Source organism: Micromonospora sp. WMMD558 (assembly GCF_049315255.1).
In the GTDB taxonomy this organism is placed as follows: domain Bacteria; phylum Actinomycetota; class Actinomycetes; order Mycobacteriales; family Micromonosporaceae; genus Micromonospora.
Genome location: NZ_CP186061.1, coordinates 829,115 through 844,428, shown reverse-complemented (window position 1 = coordinate 844,428; position 15,314 = coordinate 829,115). Strand labels below are relative to the sequence as shown.

Annotated in this window: 11 protein-coding genes and 2 pseudogenes; 10 read left to right on the top strand and 3 right to left on the bottom strand. The window is 72.4% G+C overall.

Annotated features, from left to right (window positions below; all coding sequences use genetic code 11):
• The 7 genes from ACN26Y_RS04000 to ACN26Y_RS03970 all read left to right on the top strand — a co-directional run bounded on the left by ACN26Y_RS04000 (position 1) and on the right by ACN26Y_RS03970 (position 8,284).
• A complete protein-coding gene (locus tag ACN26Y_RS04000; protein ID WP_196255880.1) occupies positions 1 to 1,065 on the top strand; it encodes a BMP family lipoprotein in 1,065 nt (354 codons plus the stop codon).
• A gap of 149 nt (positions 1,066 to 1,214) precedes the next feature.
• Complete coding sequence (locus tag ACN26Y_RS03995; protein WP_155328949.1) at positions 1,215 to 2,888, top strand: ABC transporter ATP-binding protein; 1,674 nt, start codon at positions 1,215 to 1,217, stop codon at positions 2,886 to 2,888.
• Positions 2,885 to 4,213 (top strand): ABC transporter permease, encoded by a 1,329-nt coding sequence (locus ACN26Y_RS03990; protein WP_422734350.1) that lies wholly within the window; start codon positions 2,885 to 2,887, stop codon positions 4,211 to 4,213. Before ACN26Y_RS03995 ends, ACN26Y_RS03990 begins: the two co-directional genes overlap by 4 nt.
• Before the next feature lie 3 nt (positions 4,214 to 4,216).
• Positions 4,217 to 5,497 carry an ABC transporter permease gene (locus ACN26Y_RS03985; protein ID WP_155328947.1) on the top strand — a complete coding sequence of 427 codons (1,281 nt, stop codon included), beginning with the start codon at positions 4,217 to 4,219 and terminating at the stop codon, positions 5,495 to 5,497.
• A 14-nt stretch (positions 5,498 to 5,511) separates the two neighbouring features.
• On the top strand, positions 5,512 to 6,216 hold the full coding sequence (locus ACN26Y_RS03980) for a cytidine deaminase (RefSeq protein ID WP_155328946.1): 705 nt from the start codon (positions 5,512 to 5,514) through the stop codon (positions 6,214 to 6,216).
• Between the two features lie 4 nt (positions 6,217 to 6,220).
• Positions 6,221 to 7,501, top strand: a complete 1,281-nt coding sequence (locus tag ACN26Y_RS03975; RefSeq protein ID WP_155328945.1) for a thymidine phosphorylase — start codon at positions 6,221 to 6,223, stop codon at positions 7,499 to 7,501.
• A gap of 102 nt (positions 7,502 to 7,603) precedes the next feature.
• Complete coding sequence (locus ACN26Y_RS03970) at positions 7,604 to 8,284, top strand: DUF4272 domain-containing protein (RefSeq protein ID WP_155328944.1); 681 nt, start codon at positions 7,604 to 7,606, stop codon at positions 8,282 to 8,284.
• Positions 8,285 to 8,291: 7 nt separating this feature from the next.
• On the opposite strand, the pseudogene ACN26Y_RS03965 reads toward ACN26Y_RS03970, so the two are convergent.
• Positions 8,292 to 8,903, bottom strand: a pseudogene (locus ACN26Y_RS03965) (methyltransferase domain-containing protein); the annotation flags it as partial.
• Between the two features lie 102 nt (positions 8,904 to 9,005).
• Positions 9,006 to 9,293, bottom strand: a pseudogene (locus ACN26Y_RS03960) (putative RNA methyltransferase); the annotation flags it as partial.
• Positions 9,294 to 9,426: 133 nt separating this feature from the next.
• On the opposite strand from ACN26Y_RS03960, the gene ACN26Y_RS03955 reads away from it, so the two are divergent.
• Entirely contained in the window at positions 9,427 to 10,506 is a 1,080-nt protein-coding gene (locus ACN26Y_RS03955) for an adenosine deaminase (RefSeq protein WP_422734349.1), read from the top strand.
• Positions 10,507 to 10,525: 19 nt separating this feature from the next.
• Here ACN26Y_RS03955 and ACN26Y_RS03950 read toward each other — a convergent pair whose 3' ends face one another.
• Positions 10,526 to 11,131 carry an ATP-binding protein gene (locus tag ACN26Y_RS03950; protein WP_422734348.1) on the bottom strand — a complete coding sequence of 202 codons (606 nt, stop codon included), beginning with the start codon at positions 11,129 to 11,131 and terminating at the stop codon, positions 10,526 to 10,528.
• A 193-nt stretch (positions 11,132 to 11,324) separates the two neighbouring features.
• On the opposite strand from ACN26Y_RS03950, the gene ACN26Y_RS03945 reads away from it, so the two are divergent.
• The gene (locus tag ACN26Y_RS03945) at positions 11,325 to 14,891 is read left to right on the top strand and encodes a nitrate- and nitrite sensing domain-containing protein (RefSeq protein ID WP_422734347.1); all 3,567 of its coding nucleotides are present in this window, start codon (positions 11,325 to 11,327) and stop codon (positions 14,889 to 14,891) included.
• Positions 14,888 to 15,292, top strand: a complete 405-nt coding sequence (locus tag ACN26Y_RS03940) for a roadblock/LC7 domain-containing protein (protein ID WP_155328939.1) — start codon at positions 14,888 to 14,890, stop codon at positions 15,290 to 15,292. The genes ACN26Y_RS03945 and ACN26Y_RS03940 overlap by 4 nt, the downstream gene beginning before the upstream one ends.
• The last annotated feature ends 22 nt before the right edge of the window (positions 15,293 to 15,314 follow it).

Here is a 15,314-nt window from a genome sequence, read left to right as displayed (position 1 = left end):
ATGCGGATCGCCTCGGTCTTCGCGGTGGGTGGCCTCGTGCTGGCCGCCGCCGCGTGTGGTGAGGCTCCGGAGGAGAACAACGGCGCCGGTGACGGCGGCAAGAAGTACAGCGCCTGCATGGTGACCGACGTCGGCGGCATCGACGACAAGTCGTTCAACACCTCGGCCTGGAAGGGCCTGCAGGAGGCCAAGGCCGAGAACGACAACATCGACATCAAGTACGTCGCGTCGAAGGCCGAGGCCGACTACGAGGTCAACCTGACCCAGTACGTCAACCAGGACTGCGACTTCATCCTGGCCGTCGGCGGACTGATGGAGAACGCCACCAAGAAGATCGCGCAGGCCAACCCGGACCAGCAGTTCGGCATCGTCGACTCCAAGCCGGGTGTGGGCAACATCTACCCGATGCAGTTCGACACCGCCCAGGCGGCCTTCCTGGCCGGTTACCTGGCCGCCGGCATGACCAAGACCGGTGCGGTGGGCACCTACGGCGGCCTGCCGATCCCGCCGGTGACCATCTTCATGGACGGCTACGCCGACGGCGTTGCGCACTACAACAAGACCAAGGGCAAGAACGTCCGCGTCCTCGGTTGGGACAAGGCGACCCAGAAGGGCTCCTTCACCAACGACTTCGTCAAGCAGGACGAGGGCAAGAAGGTCAGCGACGCGCTGGTCGCCCAGGGCGCCGACATCGTCATGCCGGTCGCCGGCGGCGCCGGCCTCGGCACCACCGGCGCCGCGAAGGCCTCGGGCGGCAAGTACAACACCATCTGGGTGGACGTCGACGGCTGCGAGAGCACCCCGGACTGCCCGGCGATCATCACCACCGTGGTGAAGAACATCCCGGACGCCGTGAAGGAGGCCGTGCTCAAGGCGGCCGGCGGCGAGAAGCTCGAGGCGGAGCCGGGCTTCCTGGGCACGCTGGCGAACAACGGCGTGTCGCTCGCCCCGTACCACGAGTTCGACAGCAAGATCCCGGCCGAGCTCAAGGCCGAGGTCGACAAGTTGAAGGCGGACATCGCCGCCGGGACCATCAAGGTCGAGTCGAAGGCCCAGCCGAAGTGACGCGTCGCCGGCCGCCGACGGTGGGATGATCACCGCAGGCGGCCGGCGAGCGGCAAGCACGACGATCGGCCGCTCCGGCGACACCGGGACACCTCCCCGGCGCCGGGGCGGCCGATCGGTTCCCACCCCGCCCGAGCCCGGCGGCTACCCTGCACGATCGCTTCGCACTCCAGGAGGTTGCGCTGAGACTCGAACTGCGCGGCATCACTAAGCGGTTCGGTGAGCTGGTCGCCAACGACCACATCGACCTGACGGTGGAGCCTGGAGAGATCCACGCCCTGCTCGGCGAGAACGGTGCCGGCAAGTCGACCCTGATGAACGTGCTCTACGGGCTGTACCAGCCTGACGAGGGCGAGATCCTGGTCGACGGCGAGCCGTTGAAGCTGCGGGGCCCGTCCGACGCGATCGCGGCCGGGATCGGCATGGTGCACCAGCACTTCATGCTGGTGCCCGTGTTCACCGTCGCGGAGAACATCATGCTCGGCGCCGAGCAGGTCCGCGGCGGCATCGCCGGCTTCCTGGACCGGCGGCGTGCCCGGCGCGAGGTCGCCGAGGTGTCCGCCCGCTACAACCTCCGGGTCGACCCGGACGCGATCGTCGAGGACCTGCCGGTCGGCATCCAGCAGCGGGTCGAGATCGTCAAGGCGCTCACCCGCGACGTCGACCTGCTGATCTTGGACGAGCCGACCGCCGTGCTCACCCCGCAGGAGACCGAGGAACTGCTCACCGTCATGCGGTCGCTCAAGGCCGCCGGAAAGTCGATCGTCTTCATCACCCACAAGCTCGGCGAGGTCAAGGCCATCGCCGACCGGATCACCGTGATCCGGCGCGGGAAGACCGTCGGCACCGCGTCCCCCGAGGCGAGCCGCGACGAGCTGGCCGCCCTGATGGTCGGCCGCAGCGTCCGCCTGACCGTGGAGAAGCAGCCCGCCACCCCGGGCAAGCCGGTCCTGGAGGTCGCCGGCCTCGTGGTCGACGACGACCGGCAGGTACGCGCGGTCGACGGCGTCGACCTGACGGTGCACGCCGGTGAGGTGCTCGGCATCGCCGGCGTGCAGGGCAACGGCCAGACCGAGCTGATCGAGGCGATCATGGGTCTGCGCCCGGTGCTCGCCGGCTCGGTGAGCCTCGGCGGCGAGCGGATCGACGGCTGGTCGACCAAGAAGGTGCTCCGGGCGGGCGTCGGCTACGTCCCCGAGGACCGCAGCGTCGACGGGCTGGTCAAGGAGTTCAGCGTCGCGGAGAACCTGGTGCTGGACATCTACGACCGGCCGCCGTTCGGCAAGGGCCTCGCGCTGAAGCCGGACCAGATCACGAAGTCGGCGAAGGAGCGGATCGCCCAGTTCGACGTCCGCACCTCGTCGGCGGAGGCGCCGGTGGGCACGCTGTCCGGCGGCAACCAGCAGAAGGTGATCGTGGCCCGGGAGCTGTCCCGGCCGCTGAAGCTCTTCATCGCCGCCCAGCCCACCCGCGGCGTCGACGTCGGCTCGATCGAGTTCATCCACAGCCGGGTCATCCGGGAGCGGGACGTCGGGACCGCCGTCCTGGTGGTCTCCAGCGAACTCGACGAGGTGATCGGGCTGGCCGACCGGATCGCGGTGATGTACCGCGGGCGGGTCATCGGCATCGTCGGCCCGGACACCCGGCGCGAGGAGATCGGCCTGCTGATGGCCGGTATCACCCCCGACAGCGCGTCGACCGGCACCGACGGGGCGCCGGCCACCGGTCCGGCCGGGACCGGCAGCGCGACGGCCACCGGTCCGGTCGCCACCGACGGCGCGGCTCCGGCCCCCGAGGGCCCCGGCAGCGAGGACAAGGCATGACCAACGTGAGCCCCGGTTCTCCGGACAAGGAGCCGGCGACCGAGGAGCAGGCCGCGCAGACGGCGCTCGGCAACACCGAGCGGGCCGAGACGGCGACCAGCCCGACGGCCGCGCCGGCACCGCAGGCCCGGCCGTCGCTCGGGCGGCTCTTCCTGGACAACCTCTGGGCCGCCAACACCTTCACGGTGACGGTGCTGTCGCTGGTGCTGGCGATGGTGGTCGGCGCGATCCTGATGATCGTCTCCGACCCGGAGGTCCTCGCCACCTACAGCTACATCACCGCCCGGCCGTCGGACGCGATCAACTCGAGCTGGACCCTGGTCAGCGAGGCGTACGGGAACCTGTTCAAGGGCGCCGTCTTCGACCCGGACGCGGTCGGCTTCACGGCTGCGCTGAGCCCCATCTCGGAGACGCTGACCTACACCGCGCCGCTGGTGTTCACCGGCCTGTCCGTGGCGCTCGCCTTCCGTGGCGGCCTGTTCAACATCGGCGCCCAGGGCCAGGCCACCATGGGCGTCATCCTGGCCGCGCTGGCCGGTTTCCTGCTGCCGCTGCCGCCGGGGCTGCACCTGCTCGTCGCGCTGCTCGCCGGCGCGCTCGGCGGGGCGATCTGGGGTTTCATCCCCGGCATCCTCAAGGCGCGCACCGGCGCCCACGAGGTGATCAACACGATCATGCTCAACTACATCGCCACGTACTTCCTGACCTGGATCATCGTGCAGAACGGCGTCCAGGACCCGAACCGGACCGACGCGATCAGCAAGCCGGTCGACGCGTCCGCGCAACTGCCCCGGCTGCTCGGCGACAACCTGCGGGTGCACGCCGGCATCATCCTCGCCGTGCTGGCCACCTGGGCGGTCGCCTGGCTGCTCAACCGCTCCACGCTCGGCTTCGAGCTGCGGGCGGTGGGCGCCAACCCGGACGCGTCCCGCACCGCCGGTATCAGCGTGACCCGGACGTACGTCCTGATCATGGTCTTCGCCGGGGCCCTGGCCGGCCTCGGTGGCTCGCAGATGGTGCTCGGCACCACCGCCGCCGCGCTGACCCCGCTGGTGGTCGCCCAGATCGGCTTCGACGGCATCCTGGTGGCGCTGCTCGGGCGGGTGAAACCGTGGGGCGTGGCGCTGGCGGCGCTGCTCTTCGGCGCGCTCCAGGCCGGTGGCAACCGGATGCAGTCGTACTCGGGGATCTCGCTGGAGCTGGTCACCGTGCTCCAGGCGCTGATCGTCATCTTCATCGCCGCGCCGGCCCTGGTGAAGGCGATCTTCCAGCTCCGGGCCGCGCGGGCCGCCCGGCTCCAGACGAGCCTCGCGAAGGGCTGGTGACCCGTGTCCACCATGGCTGTCGAGAACGTCGCGGTCGCCCCGGTCGACGAGGGGTTCTGGACGCGTACCCGAAAGGTCGGCCTGGTGCTGGCCGCGCTCGGCCTGCTGTCGGCGGTGCTCTTCGGGGCGCTCGCCACCGACCAGCAGGCGCGGTTCACGCTCAGCGAGGACGCGGCCGGTGCCGCCCTCGCGGTGAACGGCACGCTCGGCGCGATCCTCTTCGGGGTGGTCGCCCTCGCCGCCGGCGTGGCGATGCTCGCCGGGCTGCCGAAGCGCTGGTTCACGCTGGTGCTCACCGCGGGGCTGGTCGGGTTCGTGCTGAGCTTCCTGTGCTGGCAGGTCTCCGCCGCCCCGGCCGGGCAGAACTTCATGCCGCTGGTCAACGTCGTGCGGGGCACGTTCATCCTGGCCCTGCCACTGATCTTCGGCGCGCTGGCCGGTGTGCTCTGCGAGCGCTCCGGCGTGGTCAACGTGGCGATCGAGGGTCAACTGCTGATGGGCGCCTTCAGCGGCGCCCTGTTCGGCAGCATCACCGGCAGCGTCTGGGTGGGTCTGGTGGCCGCGGCCATCGGCGGGGCGTTCATCTCGCTGCTGCTCGCCGTGTTCGCGATCCGCTACCTGGTCGACCAGGTGGTCATGGGCATCGTGCTCAACCTGCTCGCGGTGGGCGTCACCGGCTTCCTCTACGAGCGGCTGATGCAGACCGACGCGGAGCGGTACAACAGCGCGCCGCGCTTCAGCAACTGGGAGATCCCGCTGCTGTCGGACATCCCGTTGATCGGGCCGGCGCTGTTCCGCGGCAACATCTTCCTCTACCTCGGCCTGCTGCTGGTGCTGGTGATCCACATCGCGCTGTTCCGCACCCGGTGGGGCCTGCGGACCCGCTCCGTCGGCGAGCACCCGACGGCCGCCGACACGCTGGGCGTCCGGGTGCTGGGGCTGCGCTACCGCAACGTGCTGCTGGCCGGCGTGGTCGCCGGCATCGGCGGCGCGTCGTACACGCTGGCGCTCTTCTCGTTCACCAAGAACATGATCGGTGGCAAGGGCTTCATCGCCCTGGCGGCGCTGATCTTCGGACGGTGGAGCCCCACCGGCGCGCTCCTCGCGGCGTTGTTCTTCGGGTTCGCCGACCAGCTCGCCACCTACCTGGGCGCGATCAACAGCACGATCCCGAGCCAGTTCCTGGCCATGCTGCCGTACCTGGCGACGATCCTGGCGGTGGCCGGGCTGGTCGGCAAGGTCCGGGCGCCGGCCGCCGACGGCAAGCCGTACATCAAGGGCTGACGGGGGAGCACCGGATGGAGATCGACTGGGGGCGGCTGCGCGCCGCCGCGACCGAGGTGATGCGGCACGCGTACGTGCCGTACTCGAAGTTCCCGGTGGGGGCGGCCGCCCTGGTCGACGACGGCCGTGTCGTGGTCGGCTGCAACGTGGAGAACGCCGCGTACGGCGTGGTGCTCTGCGCCGAGTGCGGCGTGGTCTCCTCGCTGCACGCCACCGGCGGCGGGCGGATCGTGGCGCTGTCCTGCGTCGACGCCACCGGCGAGCCGCTGATGCCCTGCGGGCGCTGCCGGCAGCTGCTCTGGGAGCAGGGCGGCCCGGAGTGCCTCATCGAGGCGAAGGGTGGCCCGCTGCGGATGGCGGAGCTGCTGCCGCACGCCTTCGGTGTGGAGGACCTGGAGGCGGTGACCGGGGAGACCCGGTTGCCGGTGGTGCCGGAGCGGCTGGCCGCCTGGCGCGGGCGCGGCACGGTGTTCGTGCATCCCGACCTGTCCGCCGGTCAGCAGGTGTGGACGGCGTACTGGGAGCGGTCGGCCGGGGACACCGAGGGCGCCGAGACCGGCGTGCTGGAGGAGGGCCCGAGCTGGGACGACCCGGCCGAGGCGATCACCTGGGGGCTGGCGCGGACACCCCGGGTCGTCGTGGTGGACGCGTCCGGCACGATCTTCTGGGCGGGGGAGGGCGAACCGCCTCTCGAGATCCCCGAGCGTTGGGATGGTTGAGCTGATGAGCGCATTTGCGGCGGTTGACGTCATCCGGGCGAAGCGGGACGGGGGTGTGCTCTCCGACGCGCAGATCGACTGGGTCGTCGACGCGTACACCAGGGGTGTGGTCGCCGACGAGCAGATGTCCGCGCTGGCCATGGCGATCCTGCTCAACGGGATGACCGGCCCGGAGATCGCCCGGTGGACCGCTGCGATGATCGCCAGCGGCGAGCGGCTGGACCTGTCCGCGGTCGACCGGCCGACTGTCGACAAGCACTCGACCGGCGGCGTCGGCGACAAGATCACCCTGCCGCTCACCCCGCTCGTGGCGGCCTGCGGCGCTGCCGTGCCGCAGCTGTCCGGCCGCGGCCTCGGGCACACCGGCGGCACGCTCGACAAGCTGGAGTCGGTGCCGGGCTGGCGGGCGGCGCTGAGCAACGAGGAGTTCATCGCCCAGCTTCGCGACGTCGGCGCGGTGATCTGCGCGGCGGGGCCGGGACTCGCGCCGGCCGACCGCAAGCTGTACGCGCTGCGCGACGTGACCGGCACCGTCGAGGCGATCCCGCTGATCGCCAGCTCGATCATGAGCAAGAAGATCGCCGAGGGGACCGGTGCCCTGGTCCTGGACGTCAAGGTCGGCTCGGGCGCGTTCATGAAGTCCGTCGACCAGGCCCGCGAGCTGGCCCGCACGATGGTCGAGCTGGGCGGTGCGCACGGCGTCCGGACGGTCGCGCTGCTCACCGACATGTCCACCCCGCTGGGGCTGGCCATCGGCAACGCGGTCGAGGTGACGGAGTCGGTCGAGGTGCTGTCCGGCGGCGGCCCGGCCGACGTGGTCGACCTGACCCTGGCCCTGGCCCGGGAGATGCTCGACGCGGCCGGCCTGCCGGACGCCGACCCGGAGGCCGCGCTGCGCGACGGCCGGGCGATGGACGTCTGGCGGTCGATGATCCGGGCGCAGGGCGGTGACCCGGACGCCCCGATGCCCACCGCGCCGGAGATCGAGGTGGTGTGCGCCGACGCCGACGGCTTCGTCGCGGAGGTCGACGCGTACGCGATGGGGGTGGCCGCGTGGCGGCTCGGCGCGGGGCGCGCCCGCAAGGAGGACCCGGTGTCCGTGCCCGCGGGTGTGGTGCTGCGCAAGCGCCCGGGCGACCCGGTCCGGGCCGGCGAGCCCCTCTACGAGCTGCGCGCCGAGGACGCGAGCCGGATCCCGGCGGCGCGGGACGAGGCCGCCCGGGCGGTGCGGATCACGCCCGCCGCGCCCGACCCGACGCCGCTGGTGATCGAGCGGATCGACTGATCGCCCCCGGCGTTCCGATGCTCGGGACGGTGGGGCTATCCTCCCAGGCCAGGGGGGACGACCCGGCGTCGAGCCGGCACGAGCAGACGAGGATGATCCGTCGTGGCCGTACCTGCCCCCGATCCCCGCGCGGTACGTGAGGCGAGCCTGGACGAGCTGGCCCGGCTGGGCCTGCCGCTGCCGCCGTCGCAGTTCCCTCTCGTGTGGGAGCCCGGGGACGAGATCGAGCTGCGCCCGACCGGCGAGATCGAGGCGCGGATCGCGGTGCTGCACCTCATCCTGGCCCGTTGCTTCGGCATGCCGCCCCAGGCGGCGATGAGCTGGCTGCTCACCTCGCACCTGATGGAGATGGTCACGCCGCCGGAGTGGCAGTTCGTCACCGGCGGCAAGGGCGACCACCGCTCGTTCGTGCTGCACCACGACGCGCTGTTCGCACTGGCCTGGGTGCTCGGCCTGACCAAGCAGCTGGATCCCACGCTGCCGGTGGACGAGCGGCTGGTGGAGCGGATGCCGAACATCGCCGCCGGTGAGACGTTCGGGCGCTGGCGGACCCGGATCCTCGCCGCGCCGCAGCATCCCGCCGACGCGGCGGCCCTGCTCGACCTCCACTACTGCCTGGACTGGGCGTACCTGGAGGTGGAGCAGGCCGGTCGGGTGCCGCCCGGGCTGGTCGACGCGAACGCGATCGGGCAGCGCCGGTGGGCGCTGGAGTGGGCGGTGATCCTGCGCGGGCCGTACCACGACGAGCCCCCGGGCTGGGAAGAGGTGGACCTGTCCACCTGAGCGGAGCTCAGCGCGGCCGGTGGACGCCGAGCCGCACGGACACGGTCACCGGTACCGGTTCGGGCAGTGCGGTGATCCGGGCGGCGAGCCCGGCCGGGTCGGTGTGCCAGGCGCTGGGGCCCATGCCGACCAGCGTGGCCACCTCGGTGCGGGTCAGCGTCAACCGGGCCCGGTGCGCGGTGCCGGACTCCTCGACGAAGTGCCCGCCGAGGCTCTCGGCGACCCGTTCCGCCTTGGCCGGGTCCACCCGGAGCAGGTCGAGCGGGTCGACCAGTTCGGCGAGGTGGTCGGCGGCCGGGGTGACCACCAGCAGCGCGCCGGCCGGGTCGAGGACCCGGTGGAACTCGGCGCCGTTGCGCGGCGCGAACACGTTCAGCAGCACGGCGGTGGACGCGTCGGCCAGCGGCAGCCGTTGCCAGGTGTCGGCCAGGGCTGCCGCCGCGCGTTCGTGGGCGCGCGCCGCGCGGCGCAGCGCCGGCTTCGACACGTCGAGCGCCAGGCCGACGGCGTCCGGCAGCGCCGCCAGCGCCGCGGCGAGGTACCGGCCGGTCCCCGCCCCGGCGTCCACCAGCAGGGGGTACGACGTCGAGCCGGACCCGGGTGCCGCGCCGGGTCGGGATGCCGCGTCCGGCCCCTTTGCTCTGCTTACCCCCACGCAACGGCTTTCGGTAGAAACCGGCGCGTCGGTTGAAGCAGAGCAAAGGGGTTGGGCGGGGGTGCCGTGGGCAGCGCGGTAACGGGCGACGGCTGCGGTGGCAGCGCCGGCCAGGGCGGCGGAGATGAGGTCGTAGTGGCCGGCGGCGAGGAAGTCGGCGCGGGCGGCGACCATCTCGGCGGTGTCCCCGGCGTGCGGCGCCCGGCCGGCGAGCAGGTTCACGTAGCCCTGTCGGGCCAGGTCGAAGCTGTGCCGGCGGGGACAGCGCAGCGCGCGGGCGGTGCCGGCGGTGACCTGCGTGAGCGGCTCGCCGCAGACCGGGCAGCGCAGCCGGTCCAGGATGCGGGGATCCACGTCAGGCGCCGGCCCGGCTCGGGTGGTGGGAGAGCCGGCTGCCGGACCGGCGTGGTACACCCATGGCACCGATCCTATCGCCGGCCAGGGCGTGGTCGGGCTGTGACGTCGACCCATGCCCTAGGGTCTGACCATGGTCGCGACTATCCGGTACGAGGACATCGTCAAGGTCCCGAAGGCGCTGCTGCACGACCACCTCGACGGTGGCCTGCGGCCGGCGACCATCGTCGAGCTGGCCGCCGAGGTGGGGCACGAACTGCCCACCACGGACCCGGAAGCGCTCGGCCGCTGGTTCGTCGACGCTGCCGACTCCGGTTCCCTGGAGCGGTACCTGGAGACGTTCGCCCACACCGTCGCGGTCATGCAGACCGCCTCGTCGCTGCGGCGGGTGGCCCGCGAGTGCGCGCTCGACCTGGCCGCCGACGGCGTGGTCTACGCGGAGGTCCGCTTCGCCCCCGAGCAGCACCTGGAGCGGAACCTCACGCTGGACGAGGTGGTGGAGGCCGTCGTCGCTGGCTTCGAGGAGGGGAGCGCCCTCGCCGCCGAGGCGGGTACGCCGATCCGCGTCGGCACCCTGCTCACCGCCATGCGGCACGCCGCGCGGTCGCAGGAGATCGCCGAACTGGCCGTCCGGCACCGGGACACCGGCGTGGTGGGCTTCGACATCGCGGGAGCCGAGGCCGGGTTCCCGCCCACCCGGCACCTGGACGCGTTCGAATACCTCCAGCGGGAGAACTTCCACTTCACCATCCACGCTGGCGAGGCGTTCGGCCTGCCGTCGATCTGGCAGGCGATCCAGTGGTGCGGCGCCGACCGGCTCGGCCACGGCGTACGGATCGTGGACGACATCACCGCCGGCCCCGAGCCGGTGCTCGGCCGGCTGGCCGCGTACGTGCGGGACAAGCGGATCCCGCTGGAGCTGTGCCCGTCGTCGAACGTCCAGACCGGCGCCGCCGACTCGATCTCCGACCACCCGATCGGGCTCCTGCGGGACCTGCGCTTCCGGGTCACCGTCAACACCGACAACCGGCTGATGAGCGGCACCTGCATGTCGCGCGAGATGGCGCTGCTGGTGGACGCCTTCGGCTACGGCTGGCGCGAACTCCAGTGGTTCACGATCAACGCGATGAAGAGCGCCTTCATCCCGTTCGACCAGCGACTGCGGATCATCGACGAAGTGATCAAGCCGGCGTACGCGAAGCTGATCGGCTGACCGGTCGCGCGCCCGGCGGTCAGGAACGGTGCGGGTGGCCGGCGAGCAGTCCGGCCACCCGGCGCAGCACCTCGCCCGCGCGGGCGGCCTCCGCGCCGAGGCCGGTCTGCCGGCGCAGCACCGCCGGCTCGGCGCGGAGCAGGGCCACACCGCGCCGGACCAGGACCCTGGGTGCCTTGCGCTGCTCGGCGAGGTCGCGGCTGAGCCGGCGGACGAAGGTCGCGCCCCGCGGCCGGCGGAGGGCGTACGCGCCGGCGAGCACCCCGCGGCGGCGGCACTCCGCGACGATCTCGGCGGCGAAAATCCCTTCGGCGATGAAGAGTGGCGATCCGGCTAGATCGAATGGCCGTGTGGCCACCTTGCGATCCTCCCCGATGGCATAGATCGGGACGTCCGCCCGACCCTCCCGGGCCAGCCGGACAATCGTCTCCACGGCTGCCCCGGCGTCCCACGAAGCGGGCGATTCCCAGTCGACCTGGCCGTTCAGGCGCGGCAACGTAGGGTCATCGCCGTTCTTGTAGAAGTCGTCCAGGCAGAGCACCGGCAGCCCAGTTCGTCGGGCTATGTGCGACTTTCCGGAGCCGGAAGGGCCGGCGAGCAGGACAACGCGGTACGGGTGTTCCATTACCTTCAGTTACTCCGGCCAGACGGATTGCTATCAGATCGCAAGAACATCTCATCACACCCTCCGCGACGGCCAACCTGGGCTTTCCGTTTCCGAGACGGCGTGATGGAATCTCGGATGGTCCGACCCGCCGGGTCGGCCGCTGGGCGTTGCCCGAGGGTAACGCGGACGCTGCAAACGCGAGGGCGGTGACGTGAGCAAACGGCCAAAGACGGCAGGCTCTTTCCTGTCGCGTCTGCGCCGGCCGGCCGGTCGGCTCCGCGACATGCCGATCTGGTCCAAGCTCGGTCTCATCATGATCGTGCCGACCATCGCCACGGTCGTCGTGGGTACCAGTGGTCTGGTCGACCACCTGCAGACGCTCAACAACGCCAACCGGGCGGGTGACCTCACCAGCCTGGTCGGCCACTCGGGCGAGCTGGTCAACCGGCTGCAGGACGAGCGCAACAACGCCATCCGGCTCGTGGGCTCGCCGAGGAGCGCCACCGACGGGTTCCGGAAGGCGTACGAGCAGGCGTCCGTCGGTGTCGAGGAGGCCAAGGGGCCGTACTCGCGGCAGCGCGCCGAGGTCGAGGACCTGCCGAACAGCTTCGAGAACGAGCTGCGCTTCATCGACCGCGCCCTGACCGACCTGCCCGGCATCCGGAGCCAGGTCCTCAACCGCAAGCTCGACACCGCCCAGACGCAGCAGCAGTACGACGACCTGATCGCCAACCTGCTCAACGTGCGGGACTCGGCGACCCAGCTCGCCGGGGACCTCGAGCTGAGCGACCAGATGCGCGCCGCCACCGCGCTCGCCCGGCACAAGGAGTTCCACTCGCAGGAACGCTACGTGGTGCACATCTCGCTGAACCAGCGCCAGCTCACGCCGAACCTGCGCGACATCTACATCTCCACGTTCACCGGTCAGCGCCAGTGGCTGGAGACCTTCAACACGGTCGCCGGCCGGCCCGCGCGGGAGCTCTACCAGCAGACCGTGGCGGGCGCCGACCTGCGCGAGGCCCAGGGCTACCGGAGCAACCTGAGGGGCCTCTCCAGCGCGCGTGATCTGACCCAGGCCGGCTTCAACGCCAACCAGTGGGACAGCGCGATGGTGGCCGAGGCCGGCCTGATCCGGAAGGTCGAGGCGAGGATCGACGCCGACGCGGTCCGGCTCGCCGACGACATCCGGTCGGACGTGCAACGCCAGGTGTTCCTGGAGACCGGCCTGCTGCTCAGCATGCTGCTGCTGGCCATTCTCTTCGCGTACCTGGTCGCCCGCTCGATGGCCCGGTCGCTGCGCGACCTGCGTCAGGGCGCCCTCTCCATCGCCCAGTACGGGCTGCCCCAGGCCGTCGCCCGGCTGCGTGACCCGCAGGTGACCGGCCAGCTCACCCCGGTGCAGCTGGCCAACCAGATCGCCGAGCCGCTGCCGGTGCGCAGCAAGGACGAGTTCGGCCAGGTGACCGAGGCGTTCAACGCGGTCCACCTGGAAGCCGTCCGCACCGCCGCCGAGCAGGCCGCCCTGCGGGCGTCCGTCGCGACCATGTTCGTCAACCTGGCCCGCCGGTCGCAGATCCTGGTCGACCGGCTGATCGGTCACCTCGACCGGCTGGAGCGCGGCGAGGAGGACCCGGACCGGCTGGCCGAGCTGTTCCAGCTCGACCACCTGGCCACCCGGATGCGCCGCAACGACGAGAACCTGCTGGTGCTCGCCGGTGCCGACTCGACCCGTGTGCAGCGTGAGCCGGCCGCCCTGATCGACGTGCTCCGGGCCGCCCAGTCCGAGGTCGAGCACTACACGCGGATCGAGTTCGGGATCATCGACCGGGACATCGAGGTCGCGGCGCACGCCGTCAACGACCTGGTGCACCTCGTCGCCGAGCTGTTCGACAACGCCACGGCGTTCTCCCCGCCGGACTCGCAGGTCGTCGTCGAGGCCCGCCGGGTCGGCGACCGCGCTTCGCTCTACGTCGAGGACCGCGGCATCGGCATCAGCCCGGACCAGCTCCGCGAGCTGAACGACAAGCTCGCCACGCCGCCGCAGGTGGACGTGGCCGTCTCCCGGATGATGGGTCTGGTCGTGGTCGCCCGGCTGGCGTCCCGGCACGGCGTCAAGGTGGAGCTGCGGCCCGGTGCCGAGCGGGGGACCGTCGCGGACGTGACCCTGCCGACCGCGGTGCTGGTGCCCCGGGCACTGGCGGGCCGGATGCAGCCGTCGTCCGCGCTGCCGCCGGCCGCCACCGGCCCGGCCCCGACCTTCGGCGGCCCCGCCCCGGCCTTCGGTGCCCTGCCGGCGCTCGGGAACGGCCCGGCCGCGCCGGTGCCCGGCCCGCGCCCCGGCGAGTCCGGCAACCAGGTGACGCTCGGCGGCCGCCCGTTCGACCCGGCGCACCGCAACGGTGCCGGCACGCCCGCGGCCGCGGGCGCGGCCCGGGGGATGCCGGCCTGGTCGGACCTCACCGGGGCCACCCCGGTCGTCAACGGGGCCAACGGCGGTGACGCGTTCGCTCCGCGTACCACCAACGGCCAGCCGATCGACCCGCTGCCGCAGCGCCGCAACCAGGCGGACCCGGGCACCACCGGGCAGCAGCCGGCGATCCCGCGGCAACTGCCCAGCAGCCCGGAGACCCGCCCGTACTCGGCGCCGACGGTCCCGCCGGTGTCGGCCCCGCCGATTCCGTACTCCGCGCCGCCCGTCTCCAGCCCGCCGACCTCGGGCATGCCGATCTCCGCCTCCCCGCTGTCGGCCTCGCCGGTCTCCGGGCAGCCGATCTCGGCCGCCCCGGCGTCCGGTCAGCCGTACCCCACGCCGCTGCCCCAGCGTCCGGTCTCGTCGACGCCGGCCCCGAGCGCCTCCGCCCCGCCGGCCTGGCCGCCGGTGCCGGGTTCGACCCGCGACGCCGCGACCCCGGCGGTGCCGGAGCGGCTCGCCGCGGCGCTGGACATGACCACCGAGCTGCCCCGGGTGGCGCGCCCGGCAGCCGAACCGTCGGCGAACCCGACGCCGCAGCAGTCCGCGCCGGTGCCGCCGCAGGCCGGTCCCGCCGTCACGCCGTCGGCCCCGGTCACCCGACCGGCTCCGGCCACGCCGCCCGCAGTGGCGCGGCCGACCACGCCGCAGCCGGCCCAGAACCGGCAGCGGTACGCGGACGAGACGATGGAGCTGCCGATCTTTCGGGAGCTGGAGTCGGCCTGGTTCCGTACCCGTCGTCCGGGCCCGGAGGAGGCCGCCAAGGCGGCCGTGCCGAACGGCGGCGCCACGACCCAGCAGTTCGCCAGGGTCGAGGCACCGCCGCAGCAGACACGACCCGCAACGACAGGTAACGCACCGATGGCAGAGACCCCGACGTCCGGCGGCGCTCCGCGCCAGAACGGCTCGACGGCGAACGGGAACCGCACTCCCGCCGAGGGGCTGCCGCAGCGGCCTACGCCGCCGACCAGCGGCGGCTGGCAGACCGCCGCCGACGACGGTTGGCGGGCCGCCTCGGCGGCCAGCGAGGTGCCGGTGGGGTCGACCACCCCCACCGGGCTCCCGAAGCGCACGCCGATGGCGCAACTCGTGCCCGGCGCGGTGGAGAAGCCCACGACGTCGGTGCAGCGGCGCACTCCCGAATCGGTCCGTGGCCTGCTGTCGGCCTACCACCGCGGTGTTCAGCGTGGGCGGAGCAACCCCTCCGACGGCAACTCGACCACCCCGGGGGAGACTCCGGGTGGGCAGTCCTCGCAGTCTGGCTCTGGCCCGGTGGCCGGGAGCGGGCAGAAGGAGCAAGAAGGATGACAACTACGCAGGATCTCGGTTGGCTGCTCGCCAACTTCGCCGACCGGGTGCCCGGAGTCGCGCACGCGGTCGCCGTGTCGGCGGACGGCCTGCTCCTCGCGGCCTCGCGGGACCTTCCGCGGGACCGGGCCGACCAGTTGGCCGCTATCTCCTCCGGCCTGGTCAGCCTCACCCAGGGTGCGGCCCGCTGCTTCGAGGGCGGTGCCGTTCTCCAGACGGTGGTCGAGATGGACAACGGCTTCCTGTTCCTGATGTCCATCTCGGACGGCTCGTCGTTCGCCGTGCTCGCCGCCCGCAGCTGCGACGTCGGCCAGGTGGGCTACGAGATGGCCCTGCTGGTCGACCGGGTGGGCGACGCGTTGACCCCGCAGCCGCGTGCGGCCGCGGGCATGCTGGGCTGACGTTCCGCTGACCGTGCGGTCG

Bases quoted from the DNA above. Each gene is read 5' to 3' on its own strand.
- ACN26Y_RS03975 (WP_155328945.1), top strand. From the start codon at position 6,221: ATGAGCGCATTTGCGGCGGTTGACGTCATCCGGGCGAAGCGGGACGGG.
- ACN26Y_RS04000 (WP_196255880.1), top strand. From the start codon at position 1: ATGCGGATCGCCTCGGTCTTCGCGGTGGGTGGCCTCGTGCTGGCCGCC.
- ACN26Y_RS03950 (WP_422734348.1), bottom strand. From the start codon at position 11,131: ATGGAACACCCGTACCGCGTTGTCCTGCTCGCCGGCCCTTCCGGCTCC.
- ACN26Y_RS03940 (WP_155328939.1), top strand. From the start codon at position 14,888: ATGACAACTACGCAGGATCTCGGTTGGCTGCTCGCCAACTTCGCCGAC.
- ACN26Y_RS03955 (WP_422734349.1), top strand. From the start codon at position 9,427: ATGGTCGCGACTATCCGGTACGAGGACATCGTCAAGGTCCCGAAGGCG.
- ACN26Y_RS03980 (WP_155328946.1), top strand. From the start codon at position 5,512: ATGGAGATCGACTGGGGGCGGCTGCGCGCCGCCGCGACCGAGGTGATG.
- ACN26Y_RS03990 (WP_422734350.1), top strand. From the start codon at position 2,885: ATGACCAACGTGAGCCCCGGTTCTCCGGACAAGGAGCCGGCGACCGAG.